20 protein-coding genes are annotated in these 24325 nt (G+C 72.2%); 5 read left to right on the top strand and 15 right to left on the bottom strand.

The genetic code is table 11. The annotated features are described in order from the left end of the window. The gene (pqqD, locus tag AC1VWI_RS41630; protein ID WP_499516257.1) at positions 1 to 330 is read left to right on the top strand and encodes a pyrroloquinoline quinone biosynthesis peptide chaperone PqqD; all 330 of its coding nucleotides are present in this window, start codon (positions 1 to 3) and stop codon (positions 328 to 330) included. Further along, the gene (pqqE, locus tag AC1VWI_RS41625) at positions 323 to 1432 is read left to right on the top strand and encodes a pyrroloquinoline quinone biosynthesis protein PqqE (RefSeq protein ID WP_499516256.1); all 1110 of its coding nucleotides are present in this window, start codon (positions 323 to 325) and stop codon (positions 1430 to 1432) included. Before pqqD ends, pqqE begins: the two co-directional genes overlap by 8 nt. Here pqqE and AC1VWI_RS41620 read toward each other — a convergent pair. The 13 genes from AC1VWI_RS41620 to AC1VWI_RS41560 all read right to left on the bottom strand — a co-directional run bounded on the left by AC1VWI_RS41620 (position 1429) and on the right by AC1VWI_RS41560 (position 18371). Then, positions 1429 to 1968: a manganese efflux pump MntP gene (locus tag AC1VWI_RS41620; RefSeq protein WP_499516255.1), complete on the bottom strand. Its 540-nt coding sequence runs from the start codon at positions 1966 to 1968 to the stop codon at positions 1429 to 1431. The two genes, pqqE and AC1VWI_RS41620, sit on opposite strands and share 4 nt — an antisense overlap. Before the next feature lie 274 nt (positions 1969 to 2242). Next, positions 2243 to 4774, bottom strand: a complete 2532-nt coding sequence (locus AC1VWI_RS41615; RefSeq protein ID WP_499516254.1) for a CehA/McbA family metallohydrolase — start codon at positions 4772 to 4774, stop codon at positions 2243 to 2245. Positions 4775 to 5205: 431 nt separating this feature from the next. Beyond that, positions 5206 to 6279 carry a PP2C family protein-serine/threonine phosphatase gene (locus tag AC1VWI_RS41610; protein ID WP_499516253.1) on the bottom strand — a complete coding sequence of 358 codons (1074 nt, stop codon included), beginning with the start codon at positions 6277 to 6279 and terminating at the stop codon, positions 5206 to 5208. Positions 6280 to 6548: 269 nt separating this feature from the next. Beyond that, positions 6549 to 7415: a class I SAM-dependent methyltransferase gene (locus AC1VWI_RS41605; RefSeq protein ID WP_499516252.1), complete on the bottom strand. Its 867-nt coding sequence runs from the start codon at positions 7413 to 7415 to the stop codon at positions 6549 to 6551. Between the two features lie 93 nt (positions 7416 to 7508). Then, positions 7509 to 8093: a helix-turn-helix domain-containing protein gene (locus AC1VWI_RS41600; RefSeq protein ID WP_499516251.1), complete on the bottom strand. Its 585-nt coding sequence runs from the start codon at positions 8091 to 8093 to the stop codon at positions 7509 to 7511. 170 nt (positions 8094 to 8263) lie between these two features. After that, positions 8264 to 9859, bottom strand: coding sequence for an ABC transporter substrate-binding protein (locus AC1VWI_RS41595; RefSeq protein WP_499516250.1), 1596 nt, complete (start codon positions 9857 to 9859; stop codon positions 8264 to 8266). Positions 9860 to 10234: 375 nt separating this feature from the next. Then, positions 10235 to 13183, bottom strand: a complete 2949-nt coding sequence (locus AC1VWI_RS41590) for a M14 family metallopeptidase (RefSeq protein WP_499516249.1) — start codon at positions 13181 to 13183, stop codon at positions 10235 to 10237. A gap of 239 nt (positions 13184 to 13422) precedes the next feature. Continuing rightward, positions 13423 to 14031 carry a TetR/AcrR family transcriptional regulator gene (locus AC1VWI_RS41585; protein WP_499516248.1) on the bottom strand — a complete coding sequence of 203 codons (609 nt, stop codon included), beginning with the start codon at positions 14029 to 14031 and terminating at the stop codon, positions 13423 to 13425. Next, entirely contained in the window at positions 14028 to 14945 is a 918-nt protein-coding gene (locus AC1VWI_RS41580) for a hypothetical protein (RefSeq protein WP_499516247.1), read from the bottom strand. Before AC1VWI_RS41580 ends, AC1VWI_RS41585 begins: the two co-directional genes overlap by 4 nt. After that, on the bottom strand, positions 14942 to 15430 hold the full coding sequence (locus AC1VWI_RS41575) for a hypothetical protein (RefSeq protein ID WP_499516246.1): 489 nt from the start codon (positions 15428 to 15430) through the stop codon (positions 14942 to 14944). Before AC1VWI_RS41575 ends, AC1VWI_RS41580 begins: the two co-directional genes overlap by 4 nt. A 3-nt stretch (positions 15431 to 15433) precedes the next feature. After that, complete coding sequence (locus AC1VWI_RS41570) at positions 15434 to 16660, bottom strand: macrolide family glycosyltransferase (RefSeq protein WP_499516245.1); 1227 nt, start codon at positions 16658 to 16660, stop codon at positions 15434 to 15436. After that, complete coding sequence (locus tag AC1VWI_RS41565) at positions 16657 to 17598, bottom strand: patatin-like phospholipase family protein (RefSeq protein ID WP_499516244.1); 942 nt, start codon at positions 17596 to 17598, stop codon at positions 16657 to 16659. The genes AC1VWI_RS41570 and AC1VWI_RS41565 overlap by 4 nt, the downstream gene beginning before the upstream one ends. Positions 17599 to 17885: 287 nt before the next feature. Then, entirely contained in the window at positions 17886 to 18371 is a 486-nt protein-coding gene (locus AC1VWI_RS41560; protein ID WP_499516243.1) for a MarR family winged helix-turn-helix transcriptional regulator, read from the bottom strand. Between the two features lie 132 nt (positions 18372 to 18503). On the opposite strand from AC1VWI_RS41560, the gene AC1VWI_RS41555 reads away from it, so the two are divergent. Further along, positions 18504 to 19010 (top strand): signal peptidase II, encoded by a 507-nt coding sequence (locus AC1VWI_RS41555; RefSeq protein ID WP_499516242.1) that lies wholly within the window; start codon positions 18504 to 18506, stop codon positions 19008 to 19010. 39 nt (positions 19011 to 19049) lie between these two features. Here AC1VWI_RS41555 and AC1VWI_RS41550 read toward each other — a convergent pair whose 3' ends face one another. Continuing rightward, positions 19050 to 19415: a winged helix-turn-helix transcriptional regulator gene (locus AC1VWI_RS41550; protein WP_499516241.1), complete on the bottom strand. Its 366-nt coding sequence runs from the start codon at positions 19413 to 19415 to the stop codon at positions 19050 to 19052. 54 nt (positions 19416 to 19469) lie between these two features. Here AC1VWI_RS41550 and AC1VWI_RS41545 point away from each other — a divergent pair, with 54 nt between their 5' ends. Next, the gene (locus AC1VWI_RS41545; protein WP_499516240.1) at positions 19470 to 20555 is read left to right on the top strand and encodes an alkene reductase; all 1086 of its coding nucleotides are present in this window, start codon (positions 19470 to 19472) and stop codon (positions 20553 to 20555) included. A gap of 149 nt (positions 20556 to 20704) precedes the next feature. Next, positions 20705 to 22672, top strand: coding sequence for an FUSC family protein (locus AC1VWI_RS41540; protein ID WP_499516239.1), 1968 nt, complete (start codon positions 20705 to 20707; stop codon positions 22670 to 22672). On the opposite strand, the gene AC1VWI_RS41535 is transcribed toward AC1VWI_RS41540, so the two are convergent. Continuing rightward, the gene (locus AC1VWI_RS41535) at positions 22652 to 24298 is read right to left on the bottom strand and encodes a phytoene desaturase family protein (protein ID WP_499516238.1); all 1647 of its coding nucleotides are present in this window, start codon (positions 24296 to 24298) and stop codon (positions 22652 to 22654) included. The genes AC1VWI_RS41540 and AC1VWI_RS41535 overlap by 21 nt on opposite strands. Positions 24299 to 24325 lie beyond the last annotated feature (27 nt).

Below are 24325 nucleotides of genomic sequence, written 5' to 3'. Positions count from 1 at the left end.
ATGGACCCGACACCCCCAGGAGCGACCCGGAGCAGGACCAGGACCGGGCCCGGCGTCGAGGTGTGCGGCCCGGACCGGCCCCGGCTGGCGCGTCATGTCCGGCTCACCTTCTGCCGGACCAGGCAGCGTCAGGTACTGCTGCACCCCGAGACGGTGGTGGTCCTGAACGGCAGCGGCGCGGCGATCCTCGAGCTGTGCGACGGGCAGCACACCGTGGCCGAGATCGTGACGGAGCTGGGTGCCCGCTACCAGACCGTCCCGGATGACGAGGTGCGGAGGTTCCTGACCCGGCTCGTCACGCGGCGCTGGATGGAGCTCACCGATGGATAGCCCCTTCGGGTTGCTCGCCGAACTCACCTACCGGTGCCCGCTGGCCTGCCCGTACTGCTCCAACCCGCTGAACATGGCCGGTTACCAGGACGAGCTGGCCACGGACGAGTGGCGGCGGGTGCTGGCCGAGGCCGGCGACCTGGGCGTCCTGCAGTGCCACCTGTCGGGCGGGGAACCACTGCTGCGGCGCGACCTGGTGGAGATCACGGCGGCCGCCCACCACCTGGGCCTCTACACCAACCTCGTGACCAGCGCCCTCGGGCTCTCCCACTCGAAGGCCGAGCAGTTGCGGGCCGCCGGCCTGGACCACGTGCAGATCAGCATCCAGGCCGACGAAGCGGCCGCGTCCGACCGGATCGCCGGCGTCCCGTCCTTCGAGCGCAAGATCGAGGCGATGCACGTGGTCAAGGAGCTGGGCTGGCCCCTGACCGTGAACGTGGTCCTGCACCGGCACAACATCGACCGGGTCGCCGACGTGCTCGACCTGGCCGAAGAGGTGGGCGCCGACCGGCTGGAGCTGGCCAACACCCAGTACTACGGCTGGGCCTGGCGCAATCGTGCCGCGCTACTGCCCAGCCGGGCCCAGCTCGAAGCGGCCGAAGTCGTCGTGCGGGCAGCCCGTGAGCGGTTGCGGGACCGCATGGACGTCATCTACGTCATCTCCGACTACTACAGCCGCTACCCCAAGCCCTGCATGGGCGGCTGGGCGTCCCGGCAGCTGACCGTCACGCCGAACGGCGACGTCCTCCCCTGCCCGGCCGCCCAGTCCCTGCCGTTGCCGAGGGCCAGCGTACGTGAGGACTCGCTGGCGTGGATCTGGACCGAGTCCCCGGTGATGACCGCGTTCCGGGGAACCGACTGGATGCCCGAGCCCTGCCGGAGCTGCTTCCGGCGGGAGCTGGACTTCGGCGGCTGCCGTTGCCAGGCGTTCCTGCTCACCGGCGATGCGGCCCGCACCGACCCGGTCTGCCACCTGTCGCCCGACCATCACCTGGTCGCCCGGGCGGTGGCGGCCGCCAACGCCGGATCACGTTCCGACGATCCTCCGCTGGTCCCCCGACCGCACCGGGTTCGCCGGCCGGACCGCATCCGGGGCGGCTAGCCGCCGAACCACAACGGCAGCGCGGCAGCGGCGATGATCAAGGTGACCCCGCTCAGCAGGTCCGAGCGGATCCGGATGAGGCGCGCCGCGAACCGGCCCAGCTGCAGCCCGACCAGCGACATCACCGCCGTCATGATTCCGAAGACGGCGGCCGAGAACCACGGCGAGAGTCCGAGGATCCCCAGGCTCGCCCCGGCGAACAGGTTGTCCAGGCTCAGCGTCAGCGGGATGCCGAACAGCGCCCACGGATGGTCCAACTCCTCCGGCTCGGGGTGCCGAAGGGCCGAGACGACGAGGTAGAGCCCGTACCCACCCAGAGCGGCCGCACCCACCAAGTCTGCGACGTCGCCGACGGATTCCCCTATCCGGCGACCGATCAACAGCCCGACCAAGGGCATGACCGCGTCCCACAGCCCGAAGGTGAGCGCAACCTGCACCGCGCGCTTCAGACCGAATGGCACGGTGCCGAGCGCGATCGACACCCGGAAATTGTCGAGACTGAGTACGAAACCCAGGACCAGTATTTCCCAGATCATGGCGATGTCGCTGCCCGATGACGACCGATGACGGCGGGGCCGAATCCGCCGCGCGGAGTGACCGCCAGGTTGGAAACAATATCCCGGACGTCCCGCGCAACAAATCCGCGGAACCGACTTCCGGAGCACTGTCAACACTACTCGCCGCGGCGCGCGCGGCCAATTGGTCCGCGGAACCGCCCCGCCGCAGCACCCCCTCCCCTGGCGCGCCTGCGGCCGTAGGGAGAACCCGAGGCGCGGGGAGAGGGGGTACCGGAGGACCGATGCCGGCGGTTCAGACCAGCTTCGCCCGGAAGATCTGCTGCGTCTCGTCGCGCTGCGTGCGGGTCGCGCCGCGGTCGCTGGTGAACACCACGACGCCACGGTGCAGGGCGGGCCAGGTGCCGTTGCCCTGGTGGCTCACCTGGGTGGCTTCGGACCAGCCCTTCGCGCGGTCGAGGGTGGCGGTGAAGACCTTCCAGCGCCAGTCGGTCGAGCGGGAGTCGTACCAGACCGCGCGGACCGTGCCGTCAGGGTCCACTCCGAGCTTGGCCCGCTGGCTCATGGCTTCGGCGTCGAGGGCGACGTTCTCGAACGCCGTCCAGGTCGTGCCGCCGTCGGTGGAGCGGCTGGCCCGGAGCTGGAGGTTGGAGCCGGAGCTCTGGAGCGCACCGCTCTCCCAGATCGCGACGAACGTCCCGTCCCGGTCCACGGTCAGGCCCGGGTGCCTGTCCGAGCGGTCACTGACCCTGCTGACCTGGACCGGAGTACTCCAGCCGCGGCCCGGCGCCTTGCGCACCGACGCCAGGACCTGCCAGTTGTCCGGGTCGGTACCGCCGGCGGCCGGCTGGCCCGCGGGCGGGGTGTGGCCGGTCCACAACGGGTCCGGGTCGTAGCGGTCGTCCTGCCAGCTGATCACGGCGTGCTTGCCGTCGTGGACGGCGACGACCGGGAACAGCGAGGCGGGGTAGCGCGGCGAGCGCGCATCGCCGGGCACGCCAGGACCGGTCGCCTTGCCCGCCGCGGAGATGTTCACCGCGGCCTTGTCGATGCCGACGATCTGCGCGTACACGTCGAACGCGCCTTCGCCGTTGTCGGACCAGGCGACCAGCGGATGCTTGTCGTCGACCAGTGCCAGTGCCGGGTGGACGGCACGCCCCTTGCCCTTGCTGATCTTGGTCGGGGCCTTGAAGGAGCCGCCGCCGTCGGCGCTGTGCGCCAGGAGGATCACCGGACGGTGCGGCTGCTCCTTGCCCTGCTCGTCCTGCCAGGCCACCCACACGTCATGGGAGGTCGCGACGATCCGCGGGAACCGCGCCGTCGCCGAACGGCCGGACAGGGTGACGGACTTGGTGATCCTGCCCTTGCCGTTGAGCCGGCGGTAGACCACCTTGCTCGCCTGGTCCTCGTGCACCTCCGCCACGACGTGCGTGACGTCGCCCACCACCGCGACATCGGAGAAGCCGGTGAACGTGCCCAGGTCGCCGGTGACGAACGCCGCCTTGTCGTGGGCGGTGTCGGCGGCCGGGAGCGCGATCTCGGGCCGGGGGTCGGCCGGAGCACCGACGGAGACGAAGACGGGCGAGGTGGCACCGCGGAGCTGGTCGGGCAGGTTCGGGTCGGCGTCGGAACCGGAGGCGCTGCCGGGGGAACGGGCCTCGGCCCGGTACCAGCCGTGGTCGGTGCCCTTCAGGACGAGCGGCAGTTCGTAGCTCTCGTTGGCCCGTTGCGGCCGGTAGCTCGCGATGGGGCCCGCCGAACGACCGGGCGCCGCGTAGACGTGGACGGTGGTTCCCTTGCCGCCCCTGACGTTCACACGCAGCGTGGCCTTCTTGGGCAGCTTGCGGTCGGCCACGACCACCTCGTCGCCGCCGATCGCCTCGAACACGCCGTCACCGTCGACGTCGGCCTCGATGGTCAGGAACGGCCCCGCGGTGTTCTGCGCGACCGTCGTACGGCCGCCGCGGAACCCGTCGAGGATGCCCAGGACCGAACGCTTCGCCGCGAAGACGTGGGTGGTGGGCGTCCCGGGGGCGTCGATGTCCCACAGCTCGCGGAAGTGGCAGTCGCTCGCCGCCGCGACCCCGAAGCGGAAACCCGCGTTCCAGCGGTTCTCCGCGTACTCGACCTGCTCGTCCGGACCGGTGGACACGTTGAGCACCTCGACGAGGTCCGCGCCTTGGACGCTCGCGTTGGCGTTCGGGCCCGTCGCCGGCGTGTACTCACCGTCGTCGGGGTGCGCCTGCGACCACACCGCCCCTTGCGCGTGCACGTCCCAGACCGACTGCTGCACATGGCGGAAGGCCGCGGAACCGGCCGGGTTGGCGCCGTCCACGATCACGTCCACGTTGCCCAGCACGATGGCGTGGGGCGAGCCGTTCGCCTCCTCACCCGGGAGCAACAGCAGCTTGGACGACGTCCACTGGGGGTCCCAGACCTGGTCGTACGTCCGGTGGTCGGTCAGGGGCATGAAGTCGAGGCCGGCCTTCTCACCCTGGGCGATCTGGTCGCCGACGGGAAGGTTCCCGGGGAGGGTCTGGTGCGAGGTCTGCCGGGGTCCGCTGCCGTCCGACGAATGGTCGTCGTGGACGTGGGTGTCACCCGCGAGCCACGTGCCCTTGGGCGCCTTGGCCCGGTTGAGCACGGAGCTCCCGCCCACCGTCTTGACCTTGCCGTTCGGCTCGAGGGCGGATCCGCTGACCGCCTCGGCGGTGCCCGCACCGACGCCGACCGCCGCGACGGCGGTACCCGCCATGACCACGAACCGCCGGCGGGAAAGGCCCTCGGGCTCACGGTCCGGCCCGGTGGACCCTCTTGTCGTCTCCATGTACTGCGCCTTTCCGTGCACCGTTCCCCTGTGGATCGGTGTGAAGTCCCCGAGACGCTAAAGCGCGCCTTTTTCCGCGAAATGAACGAGCAGCGAACCATTCGCACCCATTGCGGGTATGTGGCATCACTTGCCGCCCGGATGATTCCCCCGTGCACGCGCCGAAAGGGACGACCGACCGGCCCGGAGCCATGCGGAAGGGCATCGCGAGGTCGCGGGCGCGGGAGCGGCCGCCTCCAGGCAGCGCTGATGAGCCGGTTTCCACGACCGGCCTCGCAGGGAGCCCAGCCGTCCTCCCTGCCCCGCCACTGTGACAGCCGGTGCGTGTGCCCTGCATGCGTCAAACGCCCCTATGGGTGTGGCTGCCCTCCGGGTCAAACGGCTCCCCTGGGCATTCCTCGGAACCTCGGCACGTGGTACCGGGCCGGTGGTCAACCGTGCCGCCACTGCTCCGCGTCCTCGCGCCAGGCCTCACCGGCCGACCTGGACAGCACAGCCGCGCTCGGTTCCTCGACACGGGTCAGGGCGACCATCGCCAGGTCGTCCTCGGGAAGCGCGCCTGAGTGCTCGACGACGTCCTCGAGGATCTCCCCCAGCACATCCGGCAGGCACACGTGGCCCGGTGTGCCCTCGCGGATCCACCGCCACGTCGTGGCGCGTTCCAGCAGCGGGTAGCACCGCCCGGCGGCGTCGCGGGCCTCCATGAGGCCGTCGGTGTAGAGCAACAGCGTGTCCCCGGGACACAGTTCGAAGCGTTCCTCCATGGCTCCGCAGTCCCGCAGACCGTACAGGCCCAAGGGGGGAGCCGGGCAGCCCGCCACCAGCGCGACGCTCCCCCGGCGGGCCCGTATGGGCGGCGGATGGCCGTGGTTGACCATGCGGGCGAACGGCTCGCCGTCCCGCACCTCCAGCAGAAGCGCCGTCACGAAACGTTCGTCCTTCTCGCGGGAGAGGTCGTCGCTGTCGGCCAGGTGGAACAGGAAGCTCTCCTCCAGCCGCGCCGAAAGCTCCGCCAGGGTCGCGGCGCGCGGCGCCCACTCCCGGAAGGCACCGAGCACCGCCGCGACGTCCTCGAACGTGGGCAGGCCCTTGCCGCACACGTCACCGATGATCAGGCGGGTCGCCTCGCCCGCGCGCGCGACCGCGTACAGGTCACCGCCGACCTGTCCCCGGCCCCCGCAGGGACGGTAGATGGAGGCGAGCCCCAGCGCGCCGATGCGCCCGGGGAGCGGCCGCAGCAGGACCCGCCGGACGGTGTCGGACACGGCGTGCGCCCGCGCCGCCCGGCAGCGGTAGCGGTCCTTCACACGTCCGAGCACCATCGCCGCGGTCCCCGCGGTGATCAGCGGCGCGAGGCCGCACGCGAGGCTCGGGTGGGAGTACAGCGGCAGGATCACACACACCGCGCACACCGCGAGGATCCACGCCACGACGCTCGCGACGGCCAGGTACCGCAGCGGTTTCCCCTCGTCCCGCCGCTCCTCGAACTGTTCGACGTCGGTCATCAGCGTCACTCCCTCGCGGTCTTGCGCGGGCCGGGAGCCGACGGATCCGCGAGCGGCCCCGGAACCGCGCATTGGCGTCCCACTCGTGACGGGACAACTCGACCGTAGGGAGGAGTACGGCCGAGCCCCTTGCCCCGTCGTGCACAGGCCTTTGCCCGTCCGTGCAGTGCCCGGCACCGTGGCACCTGGACCACTTGGGTACCGCCGGACCGCGGCGGCACAGGTGAGGGTGTTCAGCGGCACACGTGACGGTGTTCAGCGGCAGCGGGTCACGCCCGGCGGGCCGCCCAGACCGAGCGCTCGGTACGGACGCCCACGTCGGTGCGGCGCGGGATGCCGTCGGGACCGTCGGCGTCGAGCAGCCGGTCGAGGGCGGTCAGGTCGCCCGCCGTCAGGGCGGAGGCGACGGTGGTGCGCATGCGGCGCAGGCTGCTGAGTGCGTAGCGGCGGACGGTGTCGGTGGGGGGCGGGGCGACGTCGATGGTCAGGGTCCGTTCGCCCTCGATGGTGAAGCCGGCCTTCGTCAGCTTGGTCCCCCAGTCGGCGCCGCGGTGGGGGATGCGCTCGGCGTGGTGGTGGTCGAGTGCGGCATGGCAGCGCTCCTCCAGGCCCGGGGCGTCCCGCGGGGCGTCCCCGGGCAGGAAGCGGGGGAAGCCGGCCAGCTCGACGACGGCGAACAGTCCGCCCGGGGCGAGCAGGTCGTTGACCTGGCGCAGGGTCCGGTCGGGCTCGGTCATGTGGTGCAGGGAGGCCGAGGCCCACACCAGTTCCGGGGTGCCGAGATCGGGCCAGGCCGCCGCGTCGAGGTCGGCCTCGACCAGGTGCACGCGGTCGGCCACTCCGGCTGCGGCTGCCTTGGCCTGCAGGCGGCGCAGGTGCGGGGCCGAGGAGTCGACGGCCGTCACCTGTGCCGCGGGGAAGCGCCGAAGGAGGGCGAGGGTTCCCGCTCCCGTCCCGCAGCCCAGGTCCACGATGCGGCGGGGGCTGGTCTCGACGGGCAGCCAGGCCGTGATGGACGCGTTGTGTTCGGCGAGCACTTCGGCGTCCAGGTCGAGGATCTCCGCCTGAACGGCCGTGTCGTGCTCGTGGACGTGGGGCGCGGCATGGTCCGCTGCGTGCGGGTGGGGGTGATTCATGGCGCCCACGCTAGGTGAGCGGTCCGCGGGCGGCCCCGCGGCTTCCGGAATGCGCAAGGCGATGCCCGGCCGCGCTGCGGCAGGCGCAAACCGTCACGGTCTCGCCTTGCCGGTGGGCTCGCCGCGCTGGTGGCCGCGGCGGGCGTCGCGGTCGAAGATGCCCAGGATCTCGCAGGGTCCGCCCTCGGCCCCGATGGCGTGCGGGAGCATCGTGGGGAACTCCGCCGCCTGGTTGGTCTCGATCCGCAGGCGGCGGTTGCCCAGGAGCAGGACCGCGGTCCCGGACAGGACGACGAGCCATTCACGGCCGGGGTGGGCGCGCATGCCCGAGGGTTGGTCGGGCGGCGGGTTCGTCATGCGCTGCCGGATGACGGTCATGCCGGGTTCCGCCTTGACGGGCCAGCGCATCTGCCCGCGCGCCCGGTCCACCGTGGGGTGCGAGACGACGTCGTCCGACGCGGTCTCCACCAACTGGTCCAGGGAGGTGTCCAGGGCGCGGGCGAGGGTGACGAGCTGGTCCAGTGCCAGGCGCCGCTGCCCGTTCTCGATGCGGGAGAGCGTGGACTGACTGACGTTGGCGCGCGCGGCCAGGTCCTCCAGGGACCAGCCCTGGGCCACGCGCAGGGCGCGGATGCGCTTGCGTACCAGGCTGTCCAGATCACCATCGTCTTGCGTCATGAGCAAGAGTCTATGCGTGCGCGGCAAGGCCTGCCCAGCATCGCCACCGTTCGGCCCCGCCAGGGCCGGGGCCGCGAGCGGGGGCCGCGAGGAGATCCGCCGCTACGGCGGCACGGACGCGGCGGCCGTGAGGGGGCGTGGCCGCCGCGGCTGCGCGCATCGTCGTCCGGCTACTGGGTCACACCCTTCTGGATCTCCCAGAAGCGGAAGATGGTGGACGGGTCGAGGGTCCACTCCAGGCCGTTGATGTTGTCCTTGGACACCACGTACTGCTTGCCCTGCCACAGCGGGATGATCGGGACGTCGTCGGCGACCGTGCCCTGCAGTTCCTCGAAGTCGGCGCTGGTCGCGGCGCGGCCGTCCTCGGCGGCGGTGCGCGGGATCAGCTCGCCGGTGATCTTCTTGTTGACGTAGTTGTTGGACAGCACGTTGCCGTCACCGAAGAACGGGGCGGTGAAGTTGTCCGGGTCCGGGTAGTCCGGCACCCAGCCGCGCACGTACACCGCGTACTTGCCGGCCTCGATGTCCTTGGCGTACCGGTCGGCGTCGGCGCTCTTGACGTCCACGTCGAACAGCCCGCTGTCGTTGAGCTGCTTGGCGATCGCCTTCAGCTCCGCCACCGTGCCCGGCCCGAACCGCACCGGCGTCGCCCACAGCGTGAACGACACCTTGCTCGTGATCCCCGCCTGCGCCAGCACGGCCTGCGCCCCGGCCCGGTCGCCGCCCTCGCCGTAGCGGTCGAAGAACGCGGTGTTGTGACCGGTGATACCGGCCGGCACGATCGAGTACAGCGGGGTCGCGGTGCGCTGGTAGACGTCCCGGATGAACGCCTTGCGGTCGATCAGATACGCCACCGCGCGCCGCACGGCCCTGTCGCCCACCACCGGGTCCTTGAGGTTGAACACCAGGTGCTGGACCTCGGCGCCGGTGCCCTCCACCACCTGGATCCCGGTGTCGCCGGCTATCGAACTGGCCTGCAGCGAGGCGATATCGGCCGAGTCAAGACCACGGTAGGCCAGGTCCACCGACCCGTCCTCCACCGCCTCCTTCAGCGCCGGCTCGTCACCGAAGAACTTCATCGTCATGCCGGAGTTACGGATCTGCGCCGTGCCCCGGTAGTCCCCGTTGACCGAGAACACCGCCTGCTTGCCGGCCTCGTAGGAGTCCAGCTTGTACGGGCCGGAACCGGTCGCCTTGTCGTCCGTGCGGAGCTCGTCCGCCGGGTACTGCGTGTGGTCCACGATCGACCCCGCACCCGAGGCGATCTTCATCGGGAACGTCGCGTCGGAGTACTTCAGGTGGAACACCACCCGCTCCGGCGAGGGCGTGTCGATCGTCTTGATCGCGTCCAGCAGCACCGCCGGACCGTTCTCGTCATTGATCTTGATGGTGCGCTCGAAGGAGTACTTCACGTCCTGCGACGTCAGCGCCTCGCCGTTGCTGAACTTCAGACCCTGCCGCAGCGTGCAGTCGAACGTCTTGCTTTCCGCGTCGGTGAACTTGCAGCTCTCCGCGGCCTCGGGCTCGGGCTTGGTGGCGCCCCTGGGGAAGCTCAGCAGCGACTGGAAGACGTTGTTGAACACGATCCAGGAACCGACGTCATAACCGGCGGCCGGATCAACGGCCGTCACCTTGTCCGTGATCCCCATCGTGACGGACTTCCCGGAGGCCTCGCCGTCCGACCCTCCCGAACCGCAGCCGGCGACCACGACCGCCGTCAAGGTCGCGGAGAGCGGGAGCGCCAGTCGCTGGACTCGATTCCTCACAAGACTTCCCTCACTACTTTTTGGTGAACCTATCCCTGCTCACGCGCATACAGAAGGAATTTCCGGATTCGCGCCAGCCGGTCCCTCATCCTGCCAGGCCCACCGACGGCTCCCGAACCCGGGGTGACCAGCCCGAACGGCGCCAGGCGGTGGCGCGTTCGGATCGCGGGCCGTCAATCCCGGGCGACACACGTGCAGGAGCCACTTACTAAGCGTTCGCTTTTTGCTTCCGAATTGCCGCGCAATGGCTCGGTCGTGGATATCGCCCGCACCGCGTGCCGACGAAGCAAAAGGCGGCCCGTACCCACAAGGGGTACGGGCCGCCTGGTTCACCGGCCGGCGTCCGCCACGCTCGGTCCGGAGGACGCCCGGGCGTCATCGGCGGAGTGCCTTGAGTGCCTGACGGACCAGTGTCGCGCGGTCGGACGCCGAGGTGACGTGCTCGAGCCCGAAGCCCAGCAGCACGGTGTCGTCCGTCGTGACGGCACCCTGCGTCAGCGGGCCGGTGCGCACCCAGTCCCGCTGGGCCGGCGGGCTGCCCGCGGGCGGGCCGGTGACGGTCCAGGGGCCGAGGGAGGTCTCGAAGCCCTCGGTCTCGGTGACCGCGCCGCCGATGACCAGCGAGGTCTCGTCGGCCTGGACGCCCTGGCCGCCGGAGCCCGGGTCGGTGACGTAGCTGAGCGAGACCTCGACCTTCTTGCCCGCGTAGGCGCTCAGGTCGAAGTTCACCGGCTGCCAGCCCTGGGACGCGCCCGTGAAGCTGTTCCAGGCGCCCGAGGTGCCGGTCGCCTTGCAGCCGTCCGCGCCCGGGGTCAGGTAGTGCGTCAGCCACGGGTGCTCGCCGATGTAGAACCCGGCCTCGCACTCGGCGGGCACGGTGGTGCTGGTGGCGCCACCGGCCTCGGGGAGCGTGGTCCAGTCGTCGGCGCCGACGGTGTGGACCTCCAGGATCGCGTTGTCGTAGCCGGGCTCGGTGCTCCACAGCAGGCGGGAGCGGAGGGTGGGCGAGTCGGCCGCGCTCACGCCGGTGAGGTCGATCGTCCGGGTGAGCCGGTTGTAGGCGTCGTCGGTGTGGACGGCGGCCGCCATGTACGAGCCCGCGTAGGGCGCGTCCGAGCCGACGGAACCGGTGTAGCGGCCGGCTCCCTTGCTCGCGAACGTCGGGAAGGTGGCGGGCGCCAGCCAGTCGGAGGTCACCCGGTAGGTGCCCGCCGTGTCCAGCGGGTTGCCTGTGGCGGCGCCGAGCGGACCGGTGAAGCCGGCCAGTGCGCCCGTGCCGCCGAAGCCGGTGGCCCCGGTGGTCGACGTGCGCGAGTACGCGCCCAGGTAGTACTGGCTGAAGTCGTTCGAGGGCGTGCCGTCGGCCAGGGCCACGTTGCCGCCCGCCCGCTCGCCCGCCTCGATCAGCTTGCCGCCCTCGTTGAGGTAGGCGCGCAGTTCGAGCTGGGTGGGATTGCCCGGCAGGGCCGCGCCCGTGTAGTGCACGACGGTGCGGAAGTGCGCGAGGACCCCGAGCGCGTCGGGCGCGCCCTGGGTGGCGACGTCCCACACGGCCGCACGGTGGCCGTTCGCCTTCAGGGCCTCGACGTACGCCGTGGTCTGCGTGGCGGGTGCGCCTTCCTCGGCGACGACGAGGGTGTCGGCCGAGGGACGGGCGGCCACGGTGTAGGTGAAGTGGTCGCTGGAGACCTTCTTGCCGCTCTTGGTCCGGGCGGTGAACCACACCTCGACCTTGTCGCCGACGTCCCCGTCGCGGACCTTCGCGCGGTACTCGTCGAAGTAGAGGTTGTCCTCACCGCCGTAGGTCTCGCCGCCCCGCCAGTAGCGCAGCGCCTCGTCCTTCGTGCGGCCGCCGTTGACGCGGTAGTTGAGCTCCTTGCCGCGCAGTGACTTTCGGGCGACGACCGCGACCTCCTGGTCGTTGCCGCGCGCGTAGGAGGTCGTGAAGGACCCCGGGGTGAAGTCGGCGGCGTCCAGGCCCACGGAGGAGGAGGGGACGTCGGGGTGGGAGGCCGTCTCGGCCACGGAGAGCGCGAACGGGACGTTCTTCTCGAACTCCTGCTCGATCAGCTTCTCGTCGTCGGGGAAGTTGAACCCCGACTGGCAGTCGGAGGCCACCCACTGGTCGTCCGGGTCGATGTCGGACGCGGTCTGGCACGTCGACATCTCGGGCGTGAACATCGCCAGGCCGTTCGCGTTGGACGCGTGACCGTCGGCCTCGCCGTTGGTGGTGTACAGCTCGGACGACACCTGCGGGTGGTAGCCGGGGATGGCGGAGTTGTCCGGCGTGCCGGCCAGTGACCTGTACAGGACGTCGTCGGGGGTGTCCGTGGCCACCTGCCAACCGACCCCGTAGAGCAGCAGCTCGGCGGCGGAGTGGTAGTTGATGCCGTACGTGAAGTCGATGCGCTTCTGGAACGCGTCCAGCGCCCGCGTCTCCGGCTCGGAGTTCGGGCCGGCGCCGCGGTAGGTCTCGCTGGCCGGGTTCGGGGACGAACCCTCGTTGTCGTAGCCCCACTTGTAGGCGAAGTTGCGGTTCAGGTCGACGCCGTCGCCCGCGGTGATGACGCCGTCGCCGTTGTTGTCCCGCAGGTTCTTGCGCCACAGGCGGGTGTCGTCGCTCTGGAAGGTGTAGTCGTAGCCGTCCGGGTTCGCGGATATCAGGAACCACAGCTCGGTGGAGTCGACGAGCTTCTTGATCCGCTTGTCGGTGCGGTAGTTGTCCAGGTAGTGGTGCATCAGCCGGCGGGTCATCTCCGGCGTGATCCACTCGCGTGCGTGCTGGTTGGACATGTACAGCACGGAGGGCTTCGAGCCGTCCTTGGACTTCGCGGCGTCCTTGGTGAGTTTGAGGGCGAGGATGTCCTGCCCGCCCGTGGTCTTGCCGATCGAGACGACCTTCGTCAGCCCGGGGTTCGCGCGGTTGGTGGCGAGGATCTCCTCCTTGATGCCGCCCTTGCCGCTGTAGGGGCGGAACACCTTGTCGGCCGCGTTCTGCACCCGCGCCTCGGCCTTGGCGCCGAGCGTGTGCTCGGTGAGCCGCACGCCCTCGCGCCGCAGTTCCTCCGCCTGATCACCGGTGAGGTACACCTCGACCGAGGCCGTGCCCTGCGCCGGCGGCCGCTCGCTCAGCTCCTGCGCGTCCTGGCCGGCCTGGAGCAGCAACGGGATCTGGCTCTTCGTCACTTCCGCGCGGTACACCTTGACGGTGTCCGCTCCGGCGGCGGCCGTGCCCGCGTCGCGGGCCTGGGCCATGGGTGCGACGGCCGCACCGCAGAGGATGAGGGCGCCGACTGCTGCGATCGATAAGGATCTGGTTCTCACGAGCATCCCTTCACGTCGTTCCAGGACAGAGGCGCCAATCCCATAAGAAGTCAGGTCGCCCGTCAAGGTGCCGGGAAAACACGCCTCGGGGGTCGGCGCCCCGCGGGAGCGGACATTTCCCTTTGGGCAACGGGAAATTCGGCCGCCATTGCCCGAAGGCCGGGGCGAGGCGTCGGGAGAATTTCGGGATCTCGGTGAACGCGGTTTGTGATGGCCCGGGTGTACGTCGCGAGCACCTGCTATTGGCAGGAACAACTCGTTCCGCGCTCGACGGCGAGGCCGAACAGCTTCGTCAGCTCCTCGACGTCCAGTGAGGCCAGCGGTTCCGCCGGGAAGACGTAGCGCAGCATGACCAGGCCGGTCAGTTGTGCGGACACCGAGGACGTGAACATCGGTGACCGCTCGGTCTCCTCCGGGGCGATCCGGCCCAGGCACGAGGCGAGGGCCGCTTGGACACGGTCGCGGAGCGTCCTGGCGATCGGCCCGTCCGACATGCCGGTCCGGTACACCGCGACGAGAGCCGGGCGGGTCGACTCGTCCTCCCAGACGGGGAGGAACGTCCGGGCCAACCGCTCCCCCCGGCTCATGGGAGCGGCTTGCGCCTCCTCGGCCGTGGGCCCGTCGAAGAGGGTGGACAGGTCGATGCGGGAGGACACCGCGTCCCGGAAGAGGACGTCCTTGCCGTCGAAGAAGTAGCGGATCATCGCGGGGTCCACGTCGGCGCGCCCGGCGATCGCGCGCAACGTGGTGCCCGAGTACCCCTTGGCGGCGAAGAGTTCGAGCGCGGCCCTGAGGATCCTGGTCCTGGTGTTGCTCCTCCGGGCACGGCGGCCGGCGCCGTCGCTCATGGCTCCGCCACATGGTGGGCGCGCACGGCCGCGATCACGGTGTCGGCGGTGCGGTCGAGGTGACTGCGGCCTTCGGACGACCGTGCGGTGGGGCTGATGTAGCCGAGCGGTCCGACGTGCGTGGCCGGGTCGAGCCGGTGCACGCTGATCTTTCCGGCACGGCGGGCCCGGTTCCAGCCACTGCCGCGGGCCAGCGGCCAACGCTGGGGGAAGATCCAGGTGCCGAGCCGTTCGATGCGGTCGCTCGCGCTCGTCAGCCGGTGCAGGTGCTCGGCGTGGGTGAGGTCGTTGGCGCCGTTGTGGAACCCGCCCAGGGTGATCAGCACAAGTGGCGCGCCCAGTTGGGCGTGCAGTTCGTCGACCGCGCCGGTCGCGACCTGGGCCCCGCCGCTGTAGCTGAGCAGCACCACGGGGGTGCCGCTGCCGGGCGGGTAGCCGGCGAGCCGGAGCTGGGTGGCGATCTGGCGACCGACGGCCCGGTTGTACAGGGGGCGGTAGCGGTGGTCGGCGGCGACGAAGATCTGCACGACGTTGTGCAGGAACAGCAGCAGTGCGACGCGGCGGCGCAGCCACGCCCATACCGGCCGCTCGGCAAGGGGCTCCGCGAGGGGCGAGTAGGGCTGGACCTGGCCCAGTACCCGCAGTTCCGGCGCCCTGGCGATGAGGGCCGCGACGAGCCGGCCGCCGTCGCGGGTGTCGCGGACGCGGCGCTTGCCGATGCCGTCCAGGTAGACGAGGTACGCGTCGGGGTGGCCGTCGGGAGCCGCGCCGCGTGCGTAGGGAACGCCGTCCGGGAGTTCGGTGACGGGGGCGCGCCAGTGCGCACCGTAGGCCAGCACCTCGTAACGGGCCAGCAGCGCTTCGGCGATCAGCGCCGTGCCGACCGCGAACGCGCACATCAGGTACCCGTTCATGTCTTCGCCTCCAGCGGTTCGGTCGTGCTGATCCGCACGACCAGGCGTCGCACGGCCTCGACCGTCACACCCAGCCCGGTCCCCGCAAGGGCCACGCAACCGGTGGCGGCCCACCAGCCCAGGCCGGTGGCCGTGGCGAGCCGGCCGGCCAGCCCGGCCCCGACCCCGGCGAAGAGCAGCAGGTGGAGCAAGGGCCCGAGCCAGGGGAACGCGAGGACGCCGGCGAGCAGCAGCGGGGCCGCCAGGCCCGGCGTCCACACCGGTCCGGCGCCCGGCGGTGGCGCGGACAGTGCCAGTTCGGCCAGCGTGGCCGCGCTCAGCGGCCACACCGCGAGCACGGCGGCTTCGATGAGGCCACCGCCGATCAGCGATCCCGCCACGAGGGTGCGCGGCATGCCCGGCCCGCGTACGGCCAGGGGCAGGATGCGCCCGGCGGCTTTGGACACCCCGGCGAAGGCCAGCAGGATCATGGCGGGGAGCGACATGGGTCAGCCTCGCCCCCGCACGTGGGCGTGGACCGGCGACTGGTCGGCGGAACCCGCGGCCTGCAGGTACCGCTCGAGTGCGTCGGCCGCGCCCAGGTGTCCGCCGGCCGCCCGCTGGGCGGTCCGCAGGGCGGCCGCGGCAGCCCTGAAGCGGGGGTCCCGGACGAGGCGTCCCGCCCGGGCACGCACCGCGTTCCCGGTGACCTCCCGGGTGGGGATCGACAGTCCGGCGCCGAGTTCCTCGACGCGACGGGCCACCATCGGCTGGTCGGCGCCCTGCGGGACCACGAGCATCGGAACCCCGGCGTACAGGGCCTCGTTGACGCTGTTCATTCCGCCGTGGGTGACGAACAGCGCGGCGCGGTCCAGCACTTCGGGTTGCGGGACGAAGCGGCGGACGAGCACGTTGGACGGCAACGGGCCCAGCGCGGCGGGGTCGGTGCGTCCGGTGGAGACGACGGTGGTGCCCCCCAGTGTCGCCAGCGCGGTGGCGAGGGTGCGCAGCAGGTGCGGGTCGGCGTTGAACACCGTGCCCAGCGACGCGTACACCACGGGGTTCCGCAGCCGGCCGGTGGGGAAGGTGGGGTCGGCCGGGCGGGCGCCGATGCTGGGGCCGACGAACCGGTAGGTCCCGTCGAAGCGTTCGGCCTGGGGCTGGAACGCCCGTGAGGTGAAGACGAGGTTCAGGGGCTGGCGGATGTTGCCCAGGTCGACCGGGGGCAGCCCGTGGGTGTCGTAGTGGTGGCGCAGGTCCTGGCGCGACCGCAGGTAGCCCCGGACGCTGCGTGGGCGGGCCGCCGCGGCGGTCAGCAGGTCCCAGGAGCCGCGGGTGGGGCTCGGCACGTCCCGGTTGAACGCGAAGGTGGTGAACGACGAGGCGGCGGGCACGCCGAGTTCACGGGCGGCGACCGCGCCCCACGGGCAGGCGTTGTCGTGGACGATCAGGTGCGGCCGGATGCGGCGCAGTTCGGCGAGCACCGCGGGCAGCAGGCCGACGGCACTGCGGGCGAGCCCCTCCAGCAACGTGACCGGTGTCGGCGGATCGGGGAGCGGCTGGTCGCCGCCGGGGTAGAGGTACACCTCGGCGCCGGCGGCCTCGATCTCCTCACGGAACGCGGCCGAGGTGTGGTAGGTGACGCGGTGGCCGCGCCGGACGAGCTCGGCGACCACGGGCAGTGTCGGGTTGACCCGCCCGTGCATGGCGACGTTGAGGAACGCGATGGTGCTCACAGAAGGCCCCCTGATGCGCGAGGAATTGCCCCGGCCGGTCCGGCCGGGTCCGGCGGAGTGACGTCGGTCCGGTACAGGCCCGGTCCACTGGTGCTGAGCCCGTCGAGGAAGTCCCCCGCGGTGCGGTGCGCGGTGCTGATCAGCCGCTCGGAGTGGCCGAAGTCCCAGGGCGCGGGCCAGGTCTCGACGCCGGTCGGCAGTACGACGGTCGGGATGTGCCGGGACACCTCGTGCAGGTCGCGCTCGATCTGATGGCGCATCAGCAGCAGTCCGGCCCTGGCGGCGACCGCACCGGCCCCACGCCGCCGGGCGTCCGGGACCGGCGGCGAGCTCTCGGGCCCGGTCGACAGCGCCACGACGCTGGCCGCCCCGGCCTGCAGGGCCGCCAGTACGGGGAGGTAGGCGATCACTCCGCCGTCGACGAGCGTCCTGTGCTCGCGATCGACCGGGGGCAGGATGCCGGGGACGGCCGCGCTGGCCAGCAGGGCGGACTCCAGGTCTCCGTGGTCGAGCAGCGCCGGGGCGCCGGTGTCCAGGTCCATGGCGACCGCGGTGAACGGGATGGGAAGTTCCTCGATCCGGGACGGCAGCCCCGACCGCGAGATCAGCCGGCGCAGACCTCGATCGGCGAAGACGCTGGCCCGTGAGGGCGGGTACCCGATCGGGTACACCTCACGGCGGCGCAACTGGGTCCACACGCTGTCCAGCCATGCCGCCGAGCCGTCGGGGTGGGCGGCCGCGATCGCCCCCAGCAGCGCGCCCACCGAGGTTCCGACGATCATGTCGGGGACGAATCCGCGCTCTTCCAGCGCGTATGCCACACCGACGTGTGCCGCCCCGAACACGCCGCCGGCGCCCACCGCCGCGGCCACGGGACGGGGAAGGGCAGCCAGGGCCGCCGGCATGGACTGCGGTTTCCCGCCACGAGCAGTCCTCATGATCCACCTCTTTTCGCCAAGGCACCGCATCGGAGGGGTTGAGCGGGCCTGCACCCGGCGGCCCCGCGGATGCGGTCAGGACGGCGGGCGCTCCCGCGCCCACCGGGCATCCCCGGGGGCCACCCGGCCACTTTCGTTACATCTACGACCGTATCACCCGATACCGTCTTATGTGCGACTAATGGTGAACGCATCCCGCCGGCCGGCGCCGGCACCATCCGCGGGTGAACGACGAAAGCCGCGTGGCGGGCGCGCCACGCGGCTGGACGGTCTTCGCTACGGCAGGCTTACGCCTCGCCGCCTTCGGAATAGGCGAACCGGGTCAGCAGGTCCTTCAGCCGCTCGGTCTCACCGGGACCCAGTTCGGCGACCAGATGCTCGGCCAGGGGCACCGCCGCCACGTGGGCCGCGTCGAACAGCTCGACGCCCGCGGGCGTGATCTCCACCGCCCGCACCCTCCTGTCCCCCGGAACGGATTTGCGCACGGCGAGCCCCTTGCGCTCCAGGTCGTCCACGACCCGCATGATCCCCGCCTTGTCCGACCCGGTCGCCGCGGCCAGGTCCCGCTGCACCGTGGGTCCGCGGTCGACCAGCACCATCAGCACCGCGAAATGCCGCACCTCGATGCCGAGCGGCCGGAGCGCCTCCCCCATCACCGCGCCCGCGCGCCAGTGCGCGCGGCGCAGCAGCAGCCCCAGGGCGAACGGGGAGGTGTCCCCGGGTCGGTCGGTCGCACGCGGGGCGCTGGTTCCACGAGGGGCGTCGGCAGTCATGTACGCACATTACCAGCCATCTGATCGTTCGATACCGTATCGAGTGATACCGAACCTCGCTGCGGTCGCCCGCCGCGCCGCCGGAGGCTGCGCGTACGCTCGGTGCAGTCACCAGCGATCAGGAGGTGGGCGGTGCGGCGGGCGTATCTGCTGTGGACGGTTGCGGCGGCCGGATTCGCCGTGGACCAGGTCACGAAGGCGATCGCCGCGGTGGTCGTCGAGGGCCACGAACCCCGGCACGCCCTGGGTGGCGCGGTGACCTTCACCGCTTTCCGGAACTCCGGGGCGGCCGGCTCCTTCGCCCCCCGCGCGACCCTGCTCTTCACCCTCGTGGCGGTCGTCGCGCTCGTGGCCATCGCGCGGGTCGCCGGCTCCGTACGCTCCACGGGCTGGGCGACCGGCCTCGGGCTGATCTTCGCGGGTGCCGGCGGGAACCTCGCCGACCGCGTCTTCCGCACCCCCGGGTTCGGCCGGGGAGCCGTGCTGGACTTCATCCAGATCGGCGATTCCGGGATCTTCAACCTCGCCGATCAGTGCATCACGGCCGGTGCCGTGATCGTCCTCATCCAGGCCTTCCGCGGCGTCCCGCTGCGTGCCGCCGTCACGGGCGGCGTCGGGGGCCAGGCGCTGGAGCGGTAGCGGCGACGGGGCGCGGCGCACGGTGCGCGCCGCGGCCCGTCACGCCGTCAGCCGGATCTCCTCGCCGGAGGGAGCCTCCTCGTCCTGCGCGGGAAGCCAGGACTCGGCCCACTTCGAGATCTCCCGGACGACCTCCTCCAGCGCGCGGCCCTTGTCGGTGAGGCGGTACTCGATGGTCACCGGGGTCGTCGGGAGTACGTGGCGTTCGATGACGCCTTCCTGCTCGAAGCGCTTGAGGCGGTCCGACAGCAGCTTGTCGGTGATGTCGGGGATGGCGTCGCTGATCTGACGGAAGTGCGTCGCACCCCGGAGCAGCTCACGCAGGATCACCCCCGCCCACCGGCGGCCGATCATCTCGACGGCCAGGTGGTACCGGGGGCAGAAGTCGGGCTCGTAGCTGCTCATACCAGCCAGCTTACCAATGGATAGCGGCTTGCCGACAGGGCCAGCCACTTTCTAATGGATAGTCCCTATCCTCCAGGAGTGGTGCAACCTCACCGGACAAGGACAGACCTGAGGGTCCCCCACCGGATCTTCATGTCGCCCATGACGCGCAACCGCGCGACCGTCGACGGCGGACTGGCCACCGACGCCATGGTCGACTACTACGTGCAGCGGGCCGGGGCGGCCGCGCTGATCATCACCGAGGGCACCCAGCCCAGCCGGGTCGGCCAGGGCTACATCGCGACCCCCGGCCTGCACAGCGACGAGCAGGTGGCCGCCTGGCGCACCCTGACCGACGCCGTGCACGCGGCGGGCGGCACGATCTTCGCCCAGATCATGCACGCCGGGCGGATCGGCCACCGGGACCTGACGGGCCTGGTCCCGGTCGCGCCCTCCGCCGTACAGGCGCCCGGCGTCACGTACACCGCCGAGGGGGCCAAGGAACACGACGTCCCGCGCGAACTGACCGACGCGGAGATCCTCGGGACCATCGACGACCACGTGTCGGCGGCGCGCAACGCCGTCGCGGCCGGCTTCGACGGCGTGGAACTCCACGCGGCCACCGGCTACCTCCTGCACCAGTTCCTCTCCGACAGCGCCAACCTGCGCACGGACCGCTGGGGCGGCAGCACCAGGAACCGCATCCGCTTCGTGGTCGAGACCGTCAGGGCCGTGGCCGAGGCCATCGGCGCCGAGCGCGTCGGCCTGCGCATCTCCCCCGGCAGCACCGATCAGGGCATCGTCGAGAACGACCCCGCCGAGCTGTACACCGCCCTGCTGACCGCCCTGTCGGACCTGCCGCTCGCCTACGTCCACACCCGCGAGCAGGCCGGGCGCGACCTGACGCGCAAGGTCCGTGCCGCCTGGCCGGGCACGCTCGTCCTCAACCCCCAGTACGACGACGGGCGCCCGCCCCACGAGGCCGTGGCCGACGTGTTCGCGGAGGGCATCGCCGACGCCGTCACCCTCGGCCGGGCGTTCCTCGCCAACCCCGACCTCATCACGCGCATCAAGGCCCGGGGGCCGTACAACACCCCAGAGCCGGCGAGCTACTACGGCGGCGACGGGCGGGGCTACACCGACTACCCGGCCCTCGTCTGACCCCGCCCGCGTGCCGCCTCACCGGCGGCCCGCCGCAGCCGGACGCGCCGGGCGGCTCCCTCCCCGGGACACGCCGGGCGCTCTGGTAGGACTCGTCCCACGGCGCGGGCGGGGCACGGGTTCCATCGCCGTTCGGACGTTCGGAGGCCATGAGGTTGCCCCACTTCCCAGCCGGCCGCGCCGGTGGCCTCCTGCACGACGCCCTGCGCTCCGGCGGCGGGCCCGGCTACCGGTACGCCGCGGGGCTGCGCGCCGCGGTGAGCATCGGCGTCCCCCTGACCGCCGGGGCCGCCACGGGTCACCTGCCGTGGGGGCTGACCGCCACGATGGGTGCCTTCACCGCCGTCTACGGTGCGAAGGAGCCCTACGGCAGGCGGGCGGTGCTCCTGGCCGGGGTGGGGGCGGGGTTCGTACTCTCCGTCGCCGCCGGGTCGCTGGCCGGGGGCAGGATCTGGCTCGCGCCCGTCGTGATCGGCCTCGTCGGCGCGGTCGCCACCTACGTCTGCGACGCGCTGCGGATCGGGCCACCGGGTGGCTACCTCTTCGCCCTCGCCTGTGCCATGTCCACCCCCCAGCCCGTCGACGCGGCGGCGATCGGGCAGCGGGTCACGCTCACCGTGGCCGGTGCCGCCTGCGCCTGGCTGGTCTCGATGTCGGGATGCCTGATCGACCGCCACGGGCCGGAGACCAGGGCGGTCGCCGACGCCTACGACCAGCTCGCCGCCTACCTCGAAGCGATCGGCGGCCCCCGCCAGGACGCCGCCCAGCACCAGGCGGCCCTCGCACTGCGCACCGCCTGGTACGCCGTCGCGGCCCCGCCCCAGCCCCTGGGCCGGGCGACCGGCCGGGCACGGCTGCGACCGGCCGTGCGCCAGGCCCACCACGTGTTCGCCGCCGCCGTCCGCGCCGCCGCCACATCCCCCGCGCCGCTCCCCGGCGACCTCACCGCGGGGCTGCGCCGCACCGCCGAGTGCCTCCGCCACCGGCGTACGCCCCCGCCACCCCCGGCCCACGGGCCCGGCGGGGAGCCGGCCGTGCGTCGCGCGGTGCGCGGCGAGGTCGAGCAGGCCGTACGCGATGCCGCGTCGGGGGCGCCGCCGGACGACGAGGGGGAACTCCTCGAACCGTCCAGCGCCACACGGCTGCTCGCCTCGGCCAGGAAACGGCATTCGCTGGTCCTGCCCGCCGCGCTGCGCGTCGGATCGGGCGCCGTCATCGCCGGCTGGCTCGCCCACGCGTGCGGACTCGCGCAGCCCTACTGGGCCTCCGGCGCCGCCATCGTCGTCCTGCAGGGCGCCAACGTCACGACCGTGATCCGGCGCGGTATGCAACGCGGCACCGGCACCGCCGCCGGGGTCCTGCTCGGCGGCGCCGTCCTGGCCTTCCACCCCGGCCCGCCCGCGCTGGTGGCGGCAGTGATGCTCGCCCAGTTCGCCGCGGAAGCCGTCCTGGCCCACAACTACGCCCTCGGCGTCGCCTTCATCACCCCCCTGTCGCTGTTCCTGACCGAGGCCGCGCAGCCGGCGTTGCCCGTGAGCCAACTCGTCACCGCCCGCCTCCTCGACACGGTGTGCGGCTGTGCGGTCGGCGTGGCCGCGGGGCTCACGCTCTGGCGGCGCACCTCGACCGTCCGGCTCCCCAGCGCCCTCGCCCACGTCATCCGTGCGGAAGGCACGACCTGGCACCTGAACCTCACCGCGGGCGACGACGCCGGGTACAGCGCCGCCGCCACGGCCCGTCACCGCCTGCGCACCGACCTGATCAACCTCCGGGCAGTCGCCGACAGCGCCGCCGGCGAACGCCCCGCCCCCTGCGAACTCGCCCGGCTCTGGCCTGCCATCGCCGCCACCCAGCAACTCGGCTACCTGGCGATCTCCACCACCCGCCCACTGCCCCCGCAAGCGCGGCCCGGCCCCGACGACGCCGCCCGCGTCCGGCGTGCCTTCGACGCCCTCGCCGCCTCGGCGGCCACCGTCACCCCGCCCCCGCCCCTCGAACTGCCCCGCCTTCCGGCGCCGGCCCGCCTGGACGCCGCTGTGCACGGCCTCCACAGCGCCCTGAGCACACCGCAGGCCGAGGAATGCGGCTGCCGGCCGCTACGGCGCCGGCACCGCTGAGTCAGTCCGGGCACGGCGGTGTCCGACCCGCCGCCGGGCGTCCTTCAGCACCCGGCGGGCGGCGAGCAGGCCCGACGTGGCGTTGGTCCCCGCGCCCGGCCAGGTCGCGGCACCGGTCAGGTACAGGCCGGGGACCGCCGTGCGGTAGCCGCCGTGCCCGGGCATCGGCCGGAACAGGAAGTTCTGCGCCAGGTGGTGGCTGCCCCCGGTGCTGTCCCCGCCCACCAGGTTGGGATCGGCCGCTTCCAGGTCCTGCGGGGTGTACGCGGTGACGTGGGCGATCCGCGCCCGGCTGCCGGGCGCATAGCGCTCCAGCTTGGCCAGTACCCGGTCCGTCATCGCCTCGGCGACATCCGGCCAGTGGGTCTGCCGGATCGTGCCCGCCGCGTCACCACGGATGCGGGTGGGCATCGTCCGGACCTGGATCCACACGACGTGGCGGCCCGCGGGGGCGCGTGTCGGGTCCACGGAAGAGGTCTGCCCGACGATCAGCAGGGGGTCCGCGGGCAGCCGCCCCGCCTGGGACTCGGTGTAGGTGCGCGCCAGGTCGTCGACGTACGGCGCCACATGGACGTACCCGAAACCGGCCAGCTCCTCCCCCGCCGCCCACGGCAGCGGGCCGTCGAGCGCGAGGTGCAGCATCAGCGTGCCCGGGCCGTACAGGAAGCGGTCCGCTGTACGGCGCACCTGCTCCGGCACCTCCTCCGGTTCCAGCAGGTGCCGGTACAGCGCGGCCGGAGCGGTGTTGGCGATCACCGCGCGCCGCGCGGTGATCGTGCCGCCGTCCGCCGTACGCACGCCGACGGCCCGTCCGTCACGGCACAGCACGCGCTCGACCTCCACACCGGTGCGGACCTCGCCGCCGTGGTCGGCGAGGACGGCCGCGAGCGCCTGCGGCAGCCGCTGCGCGCCGCCCTCGACGACCGACATGCCGTTCTCCATGTCCGCGAAGAGTTCCAGGAGGGGGAACATCGCTCCTCCGGACACGTCGGGGGCGAAGTCCAGGTGCATGCCCCAGCAGGCCGCCATCGCCCGCGCCTCGCGCGTGGCGAACCAGACCTCACCCAGCTCCCGGGTGCTCATGAGCAGCGTGTGCGCGAGGTCGCCCGCGCCCCGCACGCCGTGGTGGCGCAGCAGGCTCAGCACCTGGCGTGCCGCCGACCGCGACGGCAGCGCGGATCCGTAGAGCGCGAACAGGTACGGCGCGAACCGCTGGTACTCGCGGTACAGGCCGGCGAAGCCGTCGGCGTCCCCGGCGTCGTGGGCCGCGAGCTGCTCCATCGTGCGCGCGTAGTCGCCGTACACCCGGAGGCTGCGGCCCTCGGGGAAGACGTTGGCGTAGGGGCGGTCCGTGGTGCGGAACCGCAGCCCGTGGCGCGCCAGTTCGGTGCCCAAGTCGGCGTACGCCCGGGAGCCGAGGAAGAGGTTCTGGTTGGTGGAGTACAGGTCGTGCACGAACCCGGGCAGCGTCACCTCGCCACCGGCGATCGCACCGCCCACGGCGGCGTTGCGCTCCAGCACGGCCACCGACCACCCCGCCCGCGCCAGGTACAGGGCCGCCACCAGGCCGTTGTGGCCGCCCCCGACGACGACCGCGTCGTACTCGCGGGAGCCGGCGGCCGTCATCGCCCCGCCCTCCCCGTGCCGCGTTTC

Source organism: Streptomyces sp. TOM-9, assembly GCF_056858595.1.
The sequence above is the reverse complement of the archived record's forward strand: the minus strand, read 5'-3'. Positions and strand labels throughout refer to the sequence as shown.

What these genes read in the sequence shown, in the direction of transcription:
- pqqD (WP_499516257.1), top strand. Translation starts at nt 1, where the DNA reads ATGGACCCGACACCCCCAGGAGCGACCCGGAGCAGGACCAGGACCGGG.
- pqqE (WP_499516256.1), top strand. Translation starts at nt 323, where the DNA reads ATGGATAGCCCCTTCGGGTTGCTCGCCGAACTCACCTACCGGTGCCCG.
- AC1VWI_RS41620 (WP_499516255.1), bottom strand. Translation starts at nt 1,968, where the DNA reads ATGATCTGGGAAATACTGGTCCTGGGTTTCGTACTCAGTCTCGACAAT.
- AC1VWI_RS41615 (WP_499516254.1), bottom strand. Translation starts at nt 4,774, where the DNA reads ATGGAGACGACAAGAGGGTCCACCGGGCCGGACCGTGAGCCCGAGGGC.
- AC1VWI_RS41610 (WP_499516253.1), bottom strand. Translation starts at nt 6,279, where the DNA reads ATGACCGACGTCGAACAGTTCGAGGAGCGGCGGGACGAGGGGAAACCG.
- AC1VWI_RS41605 (WP_499516252.1), bottom strand. Translation starts at nt 7,415, where the DNA reads ATGAATCACCCCCACCCGCACGCAGCGGACCATGCCGCGCCCCACGTC.
- AC1VWI_RS41600 (WP_499516251.1), bottom strand. Translation starts at nt 8,093, where the DNA reads ATGACGCAAGACGATGGTGATCTGGACAGCCTGGTACGCAAGCGCATC.
- AC1VWI_RS41585 (WP_499516248.1), bottom strand. Translation starts at nt 14,031, where the DNA reads ATGAGCGACGGCGCCGGCCGCCGTGCCCGGAGGAGCAACACCAGGACC.
- AC1VWI_RS41580 (WP_499516247.1), bottom strand. Translation starts at nt 14,945, where the DNA reads ATGAACGGGTACCTGATGTGCGCGTTCGCGGTCGGCACGGCGCTGATC.
- AC1VWI_RS41575 (WP_499516246.1), bottom strand. Translation starts at nt 15,430, where the DNA reads ATGTCGCTCCCCGCCATGATCCTGCTGGCCTTCGCCGGGGTGTCCAAA.
- AC1VWI_RS41565 (WP_499516244.1), bottom strand. Translation starts at nt 17,598, where the DNA reads ATGAGGACTGCTCGTGGCGGGAAACCGCAGTCCATGCCGGCGGCCCTG.
- AC1VWI_RS41560 (WP_499516243.1), bottom strand. Translation starts at nt 18,371, where the DNA reads ATGACTGCCGACGCCCCTCGTGGAACCAGCGCCCCGCGTGCGACCGAC.
- AC1VWI_RS41550 (WP_499516241.1), bottom strand. Translation starts at nt 19,415, where the DNA reads ATGAGCAGCTACGAGCCCGACTTCTGCCCCCGGTACCACCTGGCCGTC.
- AC1VWI_RS41545 (WP_499516240.1), top strand. Translation starts at nt 19,470, where the DNA reads ATGGATAGTCCCTATCCTCCAGGAGTGGTGCAACCTCACCGGACAAGG.
- AC1VWI_RS41540 (WP_499516239.1), top strand. Translation starts at nt 20,705, where the DNA reads ATGAGGTTGCCCCACTTCCCAGCCGGCCGCGCCGGTGGCCTCCTGCAC.
- AC1VWI_RS41535 (WP_499516238.1), bottom strand. Translation starts at nt 24,298, where the DNA reads ATGACGGCCGCCGGCTCCCGCGAGTACGACGCGGTCGTCGTCGGGGGC.